The sequence below is a fragment of the Psychroserpens sp. NJDZ02 genome (assembly GCF_004843725.1).
Classification (GTDB): Bacteria; Bacteroidota; Bacteroidia; order Flavobacteriales; family Flavobacteriaceae; genus Olleya.
The window spans coordinates 2,682,387-2,698,954 of record NZ_CP039451.1; the positions used below are offsets into that span (position 1 = coordinate 2,682,387).

The window sequence follows — 16,568 nt, forward strand, 5'->3', positions numbered from 1 at the left end:
TTATGATATCAATTTTTAGTTTTTACTTTGATAAATTGGAATTTTTAAACCAAGATACAAATCAGCCGTTTTAGATTCTTTAGATATCATGTTTGATAATATAGATCCAGAGCCTAAAGTTAAAGGGCCTAATCTAAAACCTGCTCCCCAAGCAAAATCTTCATATTGTCTAAAACTAACAGGAGAATAAAAACTAAACCATTTGGTTTCTAATCGTGGTGCAATAGTTACAGCATTATTTATTTTGTTAGTGTATTCAGTGTTATTTTGAACTAGCGAAAAAGCACCTAATAAACTCAAATATATTGACTTGTGTATATTGTAATCTGCGGATAAGCGCAGCGCAGTAGGTAAATTCACTTTTTGTTTACTTGTTGTTTCCACTGAAGTGTAATTGTTATCTAAAAATTCTTCAGCATCATCATATCCAACAGTGCTTGCTGTTCGATTATTTAAGTCAAAACTATATTGAGTCACATTATCATACGTGATGGAGCCAATATCAGTAATTGATAGTCCAACTTTTAAAAGATATTTGTTAAGCCCTTTATTATCTGTGGTATTATCTCTTCGCCATTCATAAGTTATTCCGATATCAGCTCCAAATCCTGTGTGTAAATCATTAAAGTCGAAATCATCATCATTATTAATATCAATTGTACTTCCATAATTAATACTACCATTAGTGGAAATGGTTTCTGTAGACGCATTATAGCTACCAGAAAACCCTGGACTATTAAAATAATTAACACCAGCACCTTGTAATAATTTAAGGGTAATACCTCCTTTTAAAAAGTGATCAACGTCATCATATAAAACACGACCATAAGCAAAACCAATCTCAGCCCAAGCGTGAGTATTAGTAATCAGATTACTAGAGTCAAAAGAGAAATCTGATACACCATCAAATTCTTCATTTAAGGTTTCGTATAAACCACCATTAATATTATTTACATTAGCAAAAGCACGGACTCTAGTGATAATACCAACACTGTTTTTGTCGTTGATGTTAAACATGAAAGATGGTCCGACAAATTCAGCATTTGAGAAAAAGTTATTCTTATCAGAAGGGAAAAGGTTAGTATTATCATCAATATCTAGATTCTCATCAAAGATGTTACTAAAGTCCAGAGCATAATAATCACTACCAACAAAAACGCTTCCTGACATTATATTAATATCTGTTTTAAATCTAGAATCAACAATGTTTGAAGGGTTGTCTATTACGCCGTGTATACCAGAATAATTATCTACGGCATATCCAACATAGCTTTGTGCGAAAGAAAAAGAAGACAATAAAAGTGCTACAAAAGTAGCAGTAGGTTTTAAAATATTCATACTTAAATGGATTTGGTTTAAGTACAAATAAAAGCATTTTATTTAATTATGATAGTTATTATTTAAAAATAACTTTAATAGCTACAATCATTCCTATAAAACCAAGAAACGCCAAAAGGACCCAAAGCACACCTTTAAAATGGACTTTATGTAAGTTTAAATCCTTTCTGTACATTCTAATGAGCACAAAAATAAAAGCAATAGCGAATAAAACTCCAAAAACCATTTGTCCTTTACTAAACATAATTTATTTTTAAGCAAAATTACTAAAACTGAGGACTAACATCAAGGAATAAAACAACAATTACATGCAAGATAAAATTGAAGCAGTAAAAGCTTTTCATACAGCTTTTAAAATAGGACATAAAGAGGCACCAAAGGCAGATTTGGGTGATGCAAAAAACAAATTACGTTTCGAGTTAATGCGAGAGGAAAATGCCGAATATTTGGAGGCTGCTCAAAATAATGACTTAGTGGAAGTTGCAGATGCTTTAGGGGATATGCTTTATATTTTATGTGGTACAATTATCGAGCATGGTATGCAACATAAAATTGAAGAGGTCTTTGCAGAAATACAGCGTAGCAACATGAGTAAATTAGGAGAAGATGGCGAACCAATTTATCGTGAAGACGGAAAAGTATTAAAAGGGCCCAATTACTTTAAGCCAAATATTAAAGGGATATTAGATAAATAGTCTAGTGACAAATAAGTACAAAAAAAAGCAACCATTTGGTTGCTTTTTTTATATCTAAAATTAGACAAAACGATACACTTAAATTAAAGTTTAACTCGCCATCCAAAAGGATCTTCTACTTTATTAGTTTGTATAGCAACAATACGATTTTTTAATTGTGATGCAAAAGAATTTTCTTGTTCCGGAATTTCAAAATCTTCATCTCTAAATCCAAAACCAGAAATTGGCGAAATTACTGCAGCAGTACCAGCGCCAAACATTTCTTTTAAACTTCCGTTTTTAGAAGCTTCAACCAGTTCGCTAACTTTTACTTTTCTTACTTCAGTTTTTAAACCTTCAGCTTCGGCCAGTTGTAAAATACTTTTTCTGGTGATACCATCTAAAATACGATCACTGGTAGGAGACGTTAATAAGGTGTCATTGATACGTATAAAAACGTTCATTGCTCCCGCTTCTTCTATAAATTCGTGAGTAGTATCATCCGTCCAAATCACTTGTTGATATCCTTTAGCTTTAGCTAACTGCGTTGGGTAAAATTGACCAGCATAATTACCTCCAGCTTTTGCAAAACCAACACCTCCATTAGCACTACGTGAATATTTTTCTTCAATTAATACATTTACTTTTCCAGAAAAATATGCTCCAGAAGGGGCCGTACAAATTATAAATTTATATTCATCTGCAGGTGAGGCATGAAACCCATTACCTGATGCAAAAATAAAAGGTCTAATATATAATGAACTTCCTTCAGCTGTAGGAATCCAATCTTTTTCTACTTCTAAAAGTGCTTTTAAACCTTCGTAAAAATAATCTTCTGGTAACTCAGGAATTGATAATCGGTTAGCTGATAAGTTTAAACGTTTCACGTTTTCAAGTGGTCTAAACATAAAAACATCCTCATTTGCATCTTTGTAGGCTTTCATTCCTTCAAAAATAGATTGCCCGTAATGAAAAATCTTAGCCGATGGGTCTAAAGTTATAGGGCTGTAAGGAATGATTTCTGGAATTTGCCATTTACCATCTTTATAGTCACACGTCAACATATGATCAGAAAACACCTGTCCGAAAGCTAAATTGTTAAAATCAATAGAACTGATTTTAGACGTTTCAGTTCTTGTAATTTTTATATCGTTTTTGGTTAAAGTTGCCATATATTGTGGTTAAAATTTAGATACAAAAATACAGAATATTATATTAGAAAGTATACTATTGCACTTAAAATACTATCTTTGATTAACAAAATTTAACAGAGAACAACATGAGAAATTATTTTATCTTATTTGCATTATTGTTGGTTATAGTAGGGTGTAAAACCGAAACTAAAAAAGACGAAGCGGTTGAAGCGGCGGAAGAGAGAGCAAAAGAAATTAGTTATAAACCTTTTGGAAAAGAGATTATAGCTAACGATGCTATGGCTTCTAAATCCATGATTGCTAAATATAGAACCTTAAAAGCAGGAGATAGTATACCTGCAAAAGTAACTTTAAAAGTAAAAGAAGTTTGTCAAGCTAAAGGTTGTTGGATGACAGCAGATTTAGGAGATGGTAATGAGGTTATGGTCAAATTTAAAGATTATGGTTTTTTTATGCCTAAAGATATTGCGGGTGAGTTAGTGATTGTTAATGGTATGGCTTATGTTAAAGAAGTACCAGTAGAGGAGCAACGTCACTATGCAGAAGATAAAGGCGCTTCTAAAGAAGAAATAGAAGCTATTACAGAACCAAAACGCACGTATTCTTTTGAAGCCGATGGTGTGTTATTAGTAGATACAAAATAGTGAAACCACAAATTGAATTAACAAAAGACGGATCTTCAACCTTATTGCATCCAAAGTATAATGCTTTATATCATTCTACTTACGGCGCAATAGAAGAGTCTAATTTTGTCTATATAAACGCAGGATTGTTTGCTGTTTTGTCTTCGGAAACGGAACAAGATGTAAAACAACCCTGTTCTATTTTAGAAGTCGGTTTTGGCTCAGGTCTTAATGCTTTTAATACGTTTTTGAAAACAGAAGCATTGCCTGTTGATATAAATTATGTTGGTATTGAAACCTTTCCAGTAGGACTAGATATTGTGGAAAAACTAAATTATCCTGAATTGTTTTTGAAAAAGGATAAGCAAGATATTTTTAACACAATGCATGAAGTCTCTTGGGAAGAAGCACATCAGATTTCAAATCAGTTTACTTTAGAGAAACGCAATCATGATATTTTTAATTTAAAAATAAAGAATCATTTTGATGTCATTTATTATGATGCATTTGGTCCGGGGGCTCAGCCAGAGTTATGGACAGCGCCTATTTTCGAAATCATGTATGAAGCGCTTAAAAAAAATGGTGTATTAATTACTTATTGTGCGCAAGGCGCAGCAAGGCGTGCTATGATAAGTGTGGGTTTTAAGGTCGAAAGATTGCCAGGGCCACCAAATAAACGTCATATTTTAAGAGCAGTAAAGGTTTAGCTAGCTAGTCGTTTCTTAAATAAGATTCAATATTTGTCTATAACACTATCGGTTTTATTTTCAATGACTCAGAATTCATTTTATTTAGTGTTAAACCTTACTTAAACAGGATATTAGTCACTGTCTAAAATTGTATTTTTAAATAAAAAACAATGCGCATATTAATTACAGGAGCAACAGGATTAATTGGTACTGAAATTGTAAAGCAATGTCAAAAAAATAATATTGCTGTTAACTATTTAACCACTAGTAAATCCAAATTATCTAATTCCGAAAACTATAAAGGGTTTTACTGGGATCCATCAAATAACCAAATTGATAAAGACTGTTTAGATGAGGTAGATGCCATTATTCATTTAGTAGGAGCAAGTATTTCTAAATGTTGGACAGAGGCTTATAAAAAGACGATTTTGTTAAGTCGTATCCAAACGTCTCAATTATTATTTGACACGCTTAAAAACACGACTAATCAAGTCAAGCACATCATATCTGCTAGTGCAATTGGTATTTACCCTAATTCCTTAACCAATTATTATACAGAGGACACCACTGAGGTCAGTACCTCTTTTTTAGGGCAAGTCGTTAAACAATGGGAACAAGCAGTGGATGCTTTCTCTACTTTAAATATAATGGTCTCTAAAGTTAGGATTGGTTTAGTATTATCCTCTAAAGGAGGCGCACTGCCAGAAATGGCCAAACCCATTAAATTTGGTATGGGGGCGGCATTTGGTTCTGGAAAACAATGGCAATCCTGGATACATGTTACTGATTTGGCTAGTTTGTTTTTACATATATTAATTAATGAATTAGAAGGTGTTTATAATGGTGTGGCACCCAATCCAGAAACTAATAGCTATTTAACCAAGGCTATTGCAAAACAATTAAAACGCCCATTACTTTTACCTAATATTCCAGAATTTGCAATGAATTTAATATTAGGCGAAATGCATATTTTATTATTTGAAAGTCAAAGGGTCAGTTCTCAAAAAACAGAAGACACCGGATTTAACTTTATTCATTATAATTTGCAGAGTGCTTTGCAAGCCGAGTATTAATATTATGTTGCTGATTTACTGTGAATAAAAAATGATATGGATTCTTGTAAAAGACAAGTAAGCTTCACCTTTATTTTTTTATCAAAGTTTTTGTGCTTACTCCATTTGCTGTATTGAATTTTATAAAATAAACGCCAGTAATCAGTTGAGATACATCTAAATTTATCGTGTTATTTAAATTTGACACACTTTTAATTAATTGACCTGTGACATTAAAAATTGAAATGTCCTTTACATTGGACATGTTTTCTAAAACTAATATGTCAATGACAGGATTAGGATACATGTTAATATCAGAATTTACAAAACTGCTATTAGATAGTTGATTATCATTAGAGAAATCGAATTCATATGCACCAATATCAAAATGATCGCCATTAGGTTTAACCACACCATTGGCATCGTTTTTTATGTTTAATCCGTAAAGCGTTTCGTATAATTGATAAGTAGAATGTTCTATACCAGCATCTATTGCGGGCGAATTTGATTGTAATCTAAAATTAATATTTTCAGAATTTTCAAATAATGGGTAGGCTTCAATACTACCAGCTCCTTTGCTTGTATTGGTCATAAATTGACTAAGTGTATATGAGTTTGATCCCCATTCTATATTAGAAATGCCATCAGGTTGATAAAAAAGATTATTTTCAAAAACGGAATTAGACATATGAGCTGATCCTCCAATGGACATATGATAACCATTAGGACTTACATTTGAAACAATATTATTAACTGCAAATAGTGTTGCAGTTGGATTACTAATACTAGAATTTATACCATTATCGATATTAAAAAACGTATTATTAATCATATAAACCATTTGACTTGACCAAGATATATAACCTTTTGCAGTATTGGAATCGTTATGTATATCATGAATTAAATTTCCAATGATATAGACATCATGTACTTGATCACCACCAACCTGAATACCGGTGGAAGTACATTCAAAGATCTCATTATTTAAAATCCATACATTTTTTGGCGATAATGTTGGACCATAATGCATGACCATTGCAGAACCATCACTACCCGATGACCAACCATTATAGTCAAACATAACATTTTCCGAAACAATGACTTTATCCACTTCTTTGATATCTATAGCATTCTCTCCGCAGGTATACATTATATTTCTTCCAACATAATAATTTTTTGCTGTATAATTTGCAGCATGCCCATTTCCTACAGCATCACCTCCAGCTCTTGTTATTATATTGTCAATGATCCATATTCCATTAGAATTACCATTAATACCTATTCCCATACTATCGGCTTCAGAAAAAGTTCCATCTGCAGGATCAAAAGCATTAGAGTTGTTATAGTTGCAGTAAAACACAATATCTTCAGACGACTCACCGTCTTCCCAAGAAAGAGCAGATAATGCTTTTGTATTACAGTTTCTAACAGCTACGTGATGTGCTTGTTTAATATTATAAGAACGAACAGTTAAACTCATTTCAAATTCTAAATTTTCCATAATAACATATGCGCTATTCATGTAAAAAGGTGTGTTGCCAGAAAAAGTGACACGTTGATCAGCTGATGCTCCACGAATAAATATTGGTCTTTCCACAGTTCCTGTTAGTGCAAGTACTGTATAACCTCTCGGGTATGATACACCATGGTATTCTATTACAGAACCTGGAGGTATATTACTAGCGCTTGGCAATGATGTTCTTGGAACAGCTAAAGACCCATAATTGTTATTAGAGTTAGTTGCATTAGGATCTGTATTATCTATATAGTGTGTGTAGTAGCCGCCTTCCGTATTTTGATTATAAGTCAGTTCGGGATTACGATTAGCGACAGCATCATACATACGGTAATTTTCAAAAACACCAAATTCTGGAACTGGTATTCCTGTGGCAGGTTCCCATACTTCGTAAACAGCGGTAACTGTTTTGTTACCCGTCATAGTAATATCCGCAATAAGTCTATTTCCAGAAATATCGCCAGTCCAATGTGAAAATTTATATCCTACAGCAGGACGAGTTATCAGTCTAATTGTAGTGTTTTCTTCAAATACGTCTTGGTCTATTATGTTGTCTTCAAGTAGTTTTAAAACAGAGCCATTGGTAACATTAATGGTAAGAGTATATGCTGTAGGTAGATTTTCCGATAATAGAGAATTACAGTTTTTATCGGTCTTTGCAAATGTGTTTAAGGTGAAAAAAAATACAAAAATGAGGGAGATTACTTTTTTCATTAGACTAAAATTAGTTGTTGGTTATGTTTTATGCTGTGGTTAATACATAAGTATTGCTCTTTTTTAGCCTATTTTGTTTTCTTATGAAACAATAATAGTCTAAAAAAAAGTAATGCTTACAGAGAGCTAAAGTATGGATTAAAAATCATTCGGTATTGATAATAGTGTTTTTTTACCACTTATACTATTGTAAGTTTTAGAATCAAGTTGATTTTTAGATTTCTTATCGGCTAATTGTTTTTCTTTGATTATATCTTCTACGCGCCATTATTAGTCTATATCTAACATCATCATAAACGATGCTTGTCAATAGAATAAAGGCACCGATAATTAAAGTGTTCAATTTAAAATTTAGTCTAGAATATAAAAAACCAGCCATTAATCCTCCTGCAAAAAAGAATAAAATGATATAAATTCTAAGTTTGATATTTGCTTTCAATTTTTCTTTTTGTTGCTCTGATTTAGGGAATAATATTAAAGAGAGATCAATCCCTAAGTCGGTAAAAAGGCCAGTAAGGTGTGTTGTTCTGACGACAGCATTTGATATTTTGGTTACAAAAGAGTTTTGAAGTCCCATTGCAAAAAGGAGTAAGCAAATAATTAAATTGGGGTAATTAATTACTGTAAAATCGCTTAAAAGACCAACAGTGATTAAGATAAGACATTCTATAATTGTTGGTACAACAAAGACATTTAGTTTTTTGTTTTTTCTATATTTTTCAATTAAGAAACTAGACATAAACGAACCAAATAGAAACGAAAAGATATAAAGAAAAAAAATAGTGCCTTTCCAAAAATCCAAATTAGCGACGTCATTAATAAATAATGCAAAATGCCCCGTAACATTGGTGGTCAATTGTTTAAATGCTAAAAAACCGGAAACATTTACTATACCGGCAACAAAAGATAAAATCGTAGCAATTCGCAGATTATGTTTTAAAGTTCTGCTTTTGCCTTGATGTCTGAACATGATTTTTATTTTAATTATTTAACTTTAGTTAAAGTACAGGTTGTTAGTTTTTTTAGTGTTGTAGATTTACTTAATTCATTATCCATTTGAAGGCTTTTTCTTTTGTCGCTCTAAAAATGGTATTATGTGCTTCGTTAGGTTCGTCGGAATATTTCCAATTTAAATGTTTAGCTGCACTCGATTTTAATAACTCGGCAAATGTGTTTGTTGCAACTGATATATCCTCTGCATTGGATCCTGCAAACCATAATTTTAGGTCCTTATCTGGAAATGTTTGGAAACGTGATGTTGCCGTTTTTACTAAATGCATATCGTTCCACCATAACGAGGGATCCATTGCAATATAAAAATCAAAAGCATTAGGCTGTAATAATAATGTTTCCACAACAAATAGACCAGCTAGAGACTCACCCACAATTCCTTTTTTTGCAGTTGTACGGTAGCGTTTATTTATTTCTAAAAATAACTCGTCAGTTATAAATGCTCTAAAATTTTTAGCACCATCAGTTAATGGGCAATAATCTTCATCTGCTTTAATTTTAGAAAAACCAGATAAATCTTTTCTTCGGTCCGTGTTTTCTATACCGACTAAGATAATGGGAGGGATACTTTTGGAATCTATAAGTTTTGATAGGGTATTGGCTATGTGCGGGAAATCTTCTTTAATTCCGCCATCAGGCATATATAAAACGGGGAATGTTGCAGTGGATTCTTTATATTTTGGAGGTGTCCAAACGGTTATGACTCGAGTTTCGTTTACTGCTTTAGAATCTATTGTAAACGTATCGTGGTTTGGAATTATATCTGTAATTTGTGCATTGTCTTTGCACCCAAAAAGGACCACACATAAGATTAAGTAATAGCTGATTTTTTTCATAGTACCGATTTAACTACAAGTTAAAACAAAAATTAAACAGGGATTATTTTATTGACTTAAATTTTTAATACGTTCTAGTAATGTCGGATGAGAATAATGCATAAATACATAAGCGGGATGTGGTGTTAAATTGCTTAAACTATTTTTAGATAATTTTTTAAGCGATGTAATCAAAGGTTCTGCTTTATATGTTTTTTTTGCATAATCATCGGCTTGGTATTCAAATTTTCTCGAAAACCAATGCATTAATAAGCCTGTCAATTCTGATAAAGGTGAATATAAAATTCCGAAAGCAATTAGTCCAATATGAAAACTAGGCATTGACACCCCTAATGCATCACTTAATAAAGGATTTTCAATTAATAAGGATAGAATAAACAGGGTTAATCCTGTTAGTAAAACGGAAGTTATTAAATTAAAAACAATATGTTTCTTTTTGTAATGACCAATCTCGTGTGCTAATACGGCAACAATTTCATCTTCCTCTAAATCGTTAATTAATGTATCGTAAAGTGTTACTCGTTTTTCGCTTCCAAAACCAGAAAAATAAGCATTCGCTTTTGTACTTCGTTTAGAGCCGTCAATAACAAAAATTTTATCTAAATTAAAACCTACAGTTTTAGCATATTCGGAGATGGCGGTGCGTAAAGTTCCGTCTTCTAATGGACTTTGTTTATTAAAAAGAGGGACAATTATTCTAGAATAAAACAGGTTTGCAATTACTGTAAATAGCGTTACTAATGCCCAGGCATATAACCAAAATTGTGGTCCTGTAGTTTGATAAAACCAGGTTAATGCCGCAAGAATGGCGCCTCCAACAATAATGGTCATAAACCAACCTTTAATTTTATCAAAAATAAAAGTCTGTTTTGTTGTTTTATTAAATCCAAATTGCTCTTCAATAACAAAGGTTTTATAATAGGAAAACGGCGTGGTTAAGATATCGCTACCTAACATTATTATCCCAAAGAAAATTAGCGTGACCACAATAGAATTATCTGTTAACTGTCTCGCGATTTGATCGATAAATGCAAAACCATCTAAAAAGAAGAAGGCTAAAGTTAGTACTAAAGAAAAACCAGAAGTTAGTAATCCAAATTTATAGTTTTTAGCTTTATAACGTTGCGATTTACTATAGTCTTCGTCATCATATACATCTTGTAAATCTAATGGTAAGACATCATTATAATGTTTCGCGTTAAGCGCATCTAAAATAGTATCCATTATAAAACTGATAATTATAATGGTTATAATGATATAAAAAAGAGTGTTAGGAGTCATAAGTTTTATTTAAAATCGCGTTGACGCTTAGCTTCAAAAATTAAAATTCCAGCAGCAACAGAGACATTCATAGAATCTATAGCACCTTGCATAGGTATTTTTATATTCTGTTTAGAGGCTTCTCGCCAAGCAGTGCTTAGTCCGTCAGCTTCTGTGCCAACAACAATAGCAGAAGCTTGCGTGTAATCTTGTTTATGATATGGGACAGCGTCTTGTAAAATAGCACTGTAAATAGCAACGTTGTTTTTATTTAAAAAAGTAATAATAGCATCTGTAGTGCCTGTTGCAATTTGATTGGTAAATACACAACCAACACTAGAACGTACAATGTTGGGATTATATAAATCTGTTTTAGGATTAGCAATAATTACGGCATCTACATTGGCCGCATCCGCAGTACGTAAAATAGCACCGATGTTTCCAGGTTTTTCAGGCGCTTCGGCAATTAATATTAACGGCTTTTTATTGGTAAAACTAATGCTTTCTAAATGATGAGGTTTGCTTTTTACAATAGCTATAATCCCTTCAGTAGTGGCACGATAAGCAATTTTCTGATACACCTCTTTTGAAACTTCAATACAATCTATTGTTTCTGGAAACGTATTCAGTTTGCTGACATCATAAATGTCAGGAAAATAAAAAATGGTTTCAATAACGTATTGACCAGTTATAGCTAATTGTATTTCGCGTTCGCCTTCAATAATAAAAGTTCCTGTTTTTTTTCGTTCGCGCGATTTCTCTTTTAATAAAACGATATGTTTAATTAATTGATTTTGAGTACTACTAATCTGTTTGTTTGCCATTTATATTTTGTAATGAAGAGTGCAAATTTAAGGTAAATCTCGCAGTATACATAGTTATAGAGGTTTGTCCTTGAAAAGAATAGAGTTAGATGTGTAAAATCAATAAAAAAAGTGCTAAAACATAAGTGATTCTACAAAAATTAGTGTCTATATTTTAATATAAGTTTGTTCGTTTTTTTGTGTAAGTAATTATAATTACTTTCGACTTAGTATAGAATACTAAAAACCAAATTTTTAAAATGAAACATTTATTTTACACATTATCTCTAGCCTTAATTTTGTTTTCATGTAAAACGGAAACAAAACCAGAAGTAAAAACGGAAACTAAAGTTGAAGCCGATACGACTAAAAAGAAGGTAGAGGTTAAAACAAAAACGTACCCAGAAAACTTAACGAAAGTGTTTAATGCTCATGGAGGAGTAGATTTATGGAAGTCTATGAAATCTTTAGAGTATACTCAAGATAAGCCTGACGGAAAAGAAGTGACAATTACAGATTTGAACAATAGAAAAGCGTTGCTTGAATCTGAAAATTATACTATTGGCTTTGATGGAACAAAACCTTGGTTTTTAAATAAAACAGGTAAAGAATTTAAAGGTTACGATCCTAAATTTGGATATAATTTGATGTTTTATTTTTATACAATGCCTTTTATTTTGTCTGACGACGGAATTAAATTTTCTGAAGCTGAAGCACTTGTTTTTGAAGGAGTCACTTATCCAGGGATTAAAATATCTTATGATAATGGAGTAGGAGCAACACCTGAAGATATTTATGTTTTATATTATAATGCGGAGACTTTTAAAATGGAATGGTTAGGGTATACAGTAAATTTTGTGCCAGGAATTGATACTAAAGAATTACATTTTAGACGTTATAGTGACTGGCAAGACGTTAATGGATTACTATTGCCTAAAACGATTACAGGTTATGGATTTAAAGATGATAAACCAACAACACCTAAAACACCGAATACGTTTACGGATGTGAAAATCACAAAAATGGCACCTGAAGCTTCGCAATTTGTTAAGCCTGAAAAAGCAACATTTGTAGAGTAATACAGACTATAATATTATATATAAAAAAGCTTCAGTTAAATACTGAGGCTTTTTTTGTAAGTAAATATAATTACTTGCGACATAAATCAGAATTCTAAAAAACAATAATTTAAATGAAACATTTATTTTACACTTTATGTATCGGACTACTTTTTATTTCATGTAAAAATGAAACTAAAACAACAACCGAAAAAGCTTCAGAGCTACCTAAGGCAACAACTGTAGTTGCTAAGTCAAATTATCCTGAAAATATTTCAAAAGTATTTGAAGCGCATGGAGGCATTGATAATTGGAATCAAATGCAGTCATTGGCTTTTACAATGACTAAGCCTGATGGAAAAGAAATAACGACTGTAAATTTAAAATCTAGACAGTCTTTAATTACAATGCCAGCTCATGTGTTAGGTTACGATGGTAAGACCGTATGGTTAGATAATAAAAGTGATGCGGTGTATAAAGGTAACCCAAAGTTTTATTATAATTTAATGTTCTATTTTCATACTATGCCATTTGTGCTAGCTGATAAAGGCGTTAATTATGAGGACGCAAAACCTTTAAGTTTTGATGGTGTCGATTATCCAGGAATTAAAATTAGTTATGATAATGGTGTAGGAGAGTCGTCTGATGATGAGTATGTTTTGTATTACAATCCAACAACATTTAAAATGGAATGGTTAGCCTATACTGTTACTTTTAATAGTAAAGCTAAAAGTGAAAAATGGTCGTTTATCAAATATGGTAAATGGCATACCATTGAAGGTATAGCATTACCTGATACTTTAACATGGTATATTGTTGAAGATAATTTACCAGTTAAAAAACGTAACGATTTACAGTTTACAGATGTTACTTTGTCTAAGCAAGCATTACCTGCTAGTACATTTGCAAAACCAGAAACTGGAACTGTAGTAGAGTAAGTATTAGTTATAAAATTTTAAATAAAAAAAGCGACCCGTTGGGTCGCTTTTTTTATTTAAGGTTATTTGTAAATTTAATTGTCACACTGAGCGCAGTCGAAGTACATCTTTAGTATTATATTTTTGAGTTTTTAAGGACTTCGACTGCGCTCAGCCTGACATCGGTAATAAAAGGATGCTTATTAGTATTGTTGTCACACTGAGCAGAGTCGAAGTGCTTATTTAGTATTATGTTTCTTGTTTACAAGGACTTCGACTGCGCTCAGCCTGACATTAGTAATAAAAAGATGATTATTAGTGTTGTTGTCACACTGAGCGCAGTCGAAGTGCTTATTTAGTATTATGCTTTTTAATTTCAAGGACTTCGACTGCGCTCAGCCTGACATTAGTAATAAAAAGATGATTATTAGTGTTTTTGTCACACTGAGCACAGTCGAAGTGTTTCTTTAGTACTATGTTTCTTGTTTACAAGGTCTTCGACTGCGCTCAGCCTGACATTAGTAATAAAAAGATGATTATTAGTGTTGTTGTCACACTGAGCGCAGTCGAAGTGCTTATTTAGTATTATGCTTTTTAATTTCAAGGACTTCGACTGCGCTCAGCCTGACATTAGTAATAAAAGGATGCTTAGTAATATTATTGTCACACTGAGCGTAGTCGAAGTGTTTATTTAGTATTATGCTTTTTAGTTTTAAGGTCTTCGACTGCGCTCAGCCTGACATTGGTAATAAAATGATAATTAGTAGTATTGCTGTCACACTGAGCGGAGTCGAAGTGTTTATTTAGTATTATGTTTCTTGTTTACAAGGACTTCGACTGCGCTCAGCCTGACATTAGTAATAAAAAGATGATTATTAGTGTTGTTGTCACACTGAGCGCAGTCGAAGTGTTTATTTTATCGATTTAGATACCATTGTATTTATAATGTGTTGCATTCCTGCATTCAGATAAAATTTTAAGTAAATCAAAGTCCTTATTAATTAGAGCTTCTTTTTTAGATTTTGTCCAACCTTTAATTTTCTTTTCAAAATAAATGGCTTGGATTACATCATTAAATTCTTGGTGAAATTGACAAATGACAGGTCTTCTTTTGAATGTGTAACTATTTCTGTTTTTACCAGATTGGTGTTCATTAAGTCGTTTTTCGAGGTTATTTGTTATTCCTGTGTAGAACGAATTATCTGAGCATTTTAATATGTAAACAAAATAGAAATGCATTTGTGTTTGTTTAGTTTTAATGACTTCGACTGCGCTCAGCCTGACATTAGTAATAAAAAGATGCTTAGTAATATTATTGTCACACTGAGCGCAGTCGAAGTGTTTATTTAGTATTATGCTTTTTAGTTTTAAAGGACTTCGACTGCGCTTAGCCTGACATTAGTAATAAAAAGATGATTATTAGTATTATTGTCACACTGAGCGGAGTCGAAGTGCATATTTAGTATTATGTTTCTTGATTACAAGGACTTCGACTGCGGTCAGCTTGACATTGGTAATAAAAAGATGATTATTAGTATTGTTGTCATACTGAACTCAGTCGAAATATCTTTATAGTGTTAACTCTATTTATTCTTATACTTCTCAGAGTAACGCTTGTACAATTCTGTTTGGTGTGTTTCTAAGCTAATTTTACGACCTTGGATAAAAGCTTGATCCAATTTGTTAGTTCTCATGTCTAAAGCATCGCCTTGGCTAATAAAAAGGGTAGCATCTTTACCAACTTCTAGAGAGCCTACTGAGTCGTCTATACCTAATATTTTGGCAGTATTTAAAGTAATTAAACTTAAGGCCTGAGCTTTAGTTAGACCATAAGCAACAGTTGTGCCGGCTAAAAACGGAAGGTTTCTGGTGTTCATACGCTCCATGTCTCCCGAATTTTCTAAACCAACTAACACACCAGCATTTACTAATTGCGCGGCTAATTTATAAGGTAAATCATAATCATGATCGTCTCCTTTAGGTCTAGAGTGCGTGCGTTGTACTAATACAGGAATATTATTTTGCTTAAGTAAGTTAGTGACATTATTAGCTTCATAACCACCAACAATAATCATACTCTTTATCTTTTCCGTTGTAGCAAAATTTATAGCATCCGTAATCCCTTTTTCGTTATCCACATGTATAAATAGTTTTTTAGAGCCATCCATTAAGCCATGTAAAGCTTCAAAAGGCAAATCTTTTGGAGAGGTCTTATTAGCATTATAGGCTTTGCTTTGTGCAAAGTAGCTCGTTAGCTCGTCAACCTCCTTTGCATAGTTTTTGTTTTCTTTTAAAACATTAGGTTCTCCTAACCACCAACGTCCTCTAGAGTAGTTGCTTGGCCAGTTTAGATGTATACCATCATCTTCCTTAATAACGGCATCTTCCCAGTTCCAAGCATCTAATTGTACAACACTTGATGTTCCAGAAATTCGTCCACCACGAGGTGTGATTTGCGCCATTAAGACTCCGTTTGGTCTCATGGATTCTACGATCTTAGATTCTGTATTATATGCAATTAAACTTCTAATATGCGGATTCATAGCACCAACTTCATCTTCGTCATCACTTGCTCTAACAGCATCAACTTCTACTAATCCTAAAGTAGAATTTGGAGCAATAAAACCAGGATATACATGTTTACCTTTAGCATCAATAACAGTTCCTTGTCTTGCAATTTTTGTGTTGGCACTACCAACAAACGTTAGTGTACCGTTTTCAAACATTATTAAAGCATTTTCAATAACGTCACCGTTTCCTAAATGTACTGTTGCACCTTCAATAGTAATGGCTTGGGTTTGTTTATCTCCAGGCGTTTGTTGGGCAAAACTAATTGCCGAAACACATAACGTCAGGATTAATATTTTAAGTGTTCTCATGATTTATTATCGTTTTATTTCCGCTTAAGCGAAAAATTTATGAG

General features: G+C 32.4%; 16 protein-coding genes. 6 read left to right on the forward strand and 10 right to left on the reverse strand.

Features of this window, described 5'->3' with window-relative positions:
- Positions 1-15: 15 nt before the first annotated feature.
- Together E9099_RS11720 and E9099_RS11725 are read right to left on the reverse strand one after the other, a co-directional pair.
- Positions 16-1,338 carry a DUF5723 family protein gene (locus E9099_RS11720; RefSeq protein ID WP_136583762.1) on the reverse strand — a complete coding sequence of 441 codons (1,323 nt, stop codon included), beginning with the start codon at positions 1,336-1,338 and terminating at the stop codon, positions 16-18.
- Between the two features lie 58 nt (positions 1,339-1,396).
- Positions 1,397-1,582 (reverse strand): hypothetical protein, encoded by a 186-nt coding sequence (locus tag E9099_RS11725; protein WP_101019990.1) that lies wholly within the window; start codon positions 1,580-1,582, stop codon positions 1,397-1,399.
- Between the two features lie 64 nt (positions 1,583-1,646).
- On the opposite strand from E9099_RS11725, the gene E9099_RS11730 reads away from it, so the two are divergent.
- A complete protein-coding gene (locus tag E9099_RS11730) occupies positions 1,647-2,033 on the forward strand; it encodes a nucleoside triphosphate pyrophosphohydrolase family protein (RefSeq protein WP_136583763.1) in 387 nt (128 codons plus the stop codon).
- Between the two features lie 83 nt (positions 2,034-2,116).
- Here the strand turns inward: E9099_RS11730 and E9099_RS11735 are convergent, their stop codons facing one another.
- Entirely contained in the window at positions 2,117-3,184 is a 1,068-nt protein-coding gene (locus E9099_RS11735) for a branched-chain amino acid aminotransferase (RefSeq protein WP_136583764.1), read from the reverse strand.
- Between the two features lie 107 nt (positions 3,185-3,291).
- Here E9099_RS11735 and E9099_RS11740 point away from each other — a divergent pair, with 107 nt between their 5' ends.
- From E9099_RS11740 to E9099_RS11750, 3 genes are all read left to right on the forward strand, one after another.
- Positions 3,292-3,810 carry a DUF4920 domain-containing protein gene (locus E9099_RS11740; RefSeq protein ID WP_136583765.1) on the forward strand — a complete coding sequence of 173 codons (519 nt, stop codon included), beginning with the start codon at positions 3,292-3,294 and terminating at the stop codon, positions 3,808-3,810.
- The gene (mnmD, locus tag E9099_RS11745; RefSeq protein ID WP_136583766.1) at positions 3,810-4,496 is read left to right on the forward strand and encodes a tRNA (5-methylaminomethyl-2-thiouridine)(34)-methyltransferase MnmD; all 687 of its coding nucleotides are present in this window, start codon (positions 3,810-3,812) and stop codon (positions 4,494-4,496) included. Before E9099_RS11740 ends, mnmD begins: the two co-directional genes overlap by 1 nt.
- A 152-nt stretch (positions 4,497-4,648) precedes the next feature.
- On the forward strand, positions 4,649-5,551 hold the full coding sequence (locus tag E9099_RS11750; RefSeq protein WP_136583767.1) for a TIGR01777 family oxidoreductase: 903 nt from the start codon (positions 4,649-4,651) through the stop codon (positions 5,549-5,551).
- Between the two features lie 70 nt (positions 5,552-5,621).
- Here the strand turns inward: E9099_RS11750 and E9099_RS11755 are convergent, their stop codons facing one another.
- The 5 genes from E9099_RS11755 to E9099_RS11775 form a co-directional block, all read right to left on the reverse strand.
- Positions 5,622-7,760, reverse strand: coding sequence for a T9SS type A sorting domain-containing protein (locus E9099_RS11755; protein ID WP_136583768.1), 2,139 nt, complete (start codon positions 7,758-7,760; stop codon positions 5,622-5,624).
- A 223-nt stretch (positions 7,761-7,983) separates the two neighbouring features.
- The gene (locus E9099_RS11760) at positions 7,984-8,730 is read right to left on the reverse strand and encodes a YoaK family protein (RefSeq protein ID WP_136583769.1); all 747 of its coding nucleotides are present in this window, start codon (positions 8,728-8,730) and stop codon (positions 7,984-7,986) included.
- Between the two features lie 70 nt (positions 8,731-8,800).
- Positions 8,801-9,607, reverse strand: a complete 807-nt coding sequence (locus E9099_RS11765) for an alpha/beta hydrolase (protein ID WP_136583770.1) — start codon at positions 9,605-9,607, stop codon at positions 8,801-8,803.
- A 48-nt stretch (positions 9,608-9,655) separates the two neighbouring features.
- Entirely contained in the window at positions 9,656-10,888 is a 1,233-nt protein-coding gene (locus E9099_RS11770; protein ID WP_136583771.1) for a M48 family metallopeptidase, read from the reverse strand.
- A 5-nt stretch (positions 10,889-10,893) separates the two neighbouring features.
- Positions 10,894-11,691: a TrmH family RNA methyltransferase gene (locus E9099_RS11775; protein WP_136583772.1), complete on the reverse strand. Its 798-nt coding sequence runs from the start codon at positions 11,689-11,691 to the stop codon at positions 10,894-10,896.
- Positions 11,692-11,930: 239 nt separating this feature from the next.
- Here E9099_RS11775 and E9099_RS11780 point away from each other — a divergent pair, with 239 nt between their 5' ends.
- A complete protein-coding gene (locus E9099_RS11780) occupies positions 11,931-12,749 on the forward strand; it encodes a DUF6503 family protein (protein ID WP_136583773.1) in 819 nt (272 codons plus the stop codon).
- A gap of 113 nt (positions 12,750-12,862) precedes the next feature.
- Positions 12,863-13,666, forward strand: a complete 804-nt coding sequence (locus E9099_RS11785) for a DUF6503 family protein (RefSeq protein WP_136583774.1) — start codon at positions 12,863-12,865, stop codon at positions 13,664-13,666.
- Between the two features lie 903 nt (positions 13,667-14,569).
- On the opposite strand, the gene E9099_RS11790 is transcribed toward E9099_RS11785, so the two are convergent.
- Both E9099_RS11790 and E9099_RS11795 read right to left on the reverse strand, forming a co-directional pair.
- Entirely contained in the window at positions 14,570-14,884 is a 315-nt protein-coding gene (locus E9099_RS11790) for a GIY-YIG nuclease family protein (RefSeq protein ID WP_136583775.1), read from the reverse strand.
- Between the two features lie 344 nt (positions 14,885-15,228).
- Positions 15,229-16,524 carry an amidohydrolase family protein gene (locus E9099_RS11795; RefSeq protein ID WP_136583776.1) on the reverse strand — a complete coding sequence of 432 codons (1,296 nt, stop codon included), beginning with the start codon at positions 16,522-16,524 and terminating at the stop codon, positions 15,229-15,231.
- Positions 16,525-16,568: the final 44 nt, after the last annotated feature.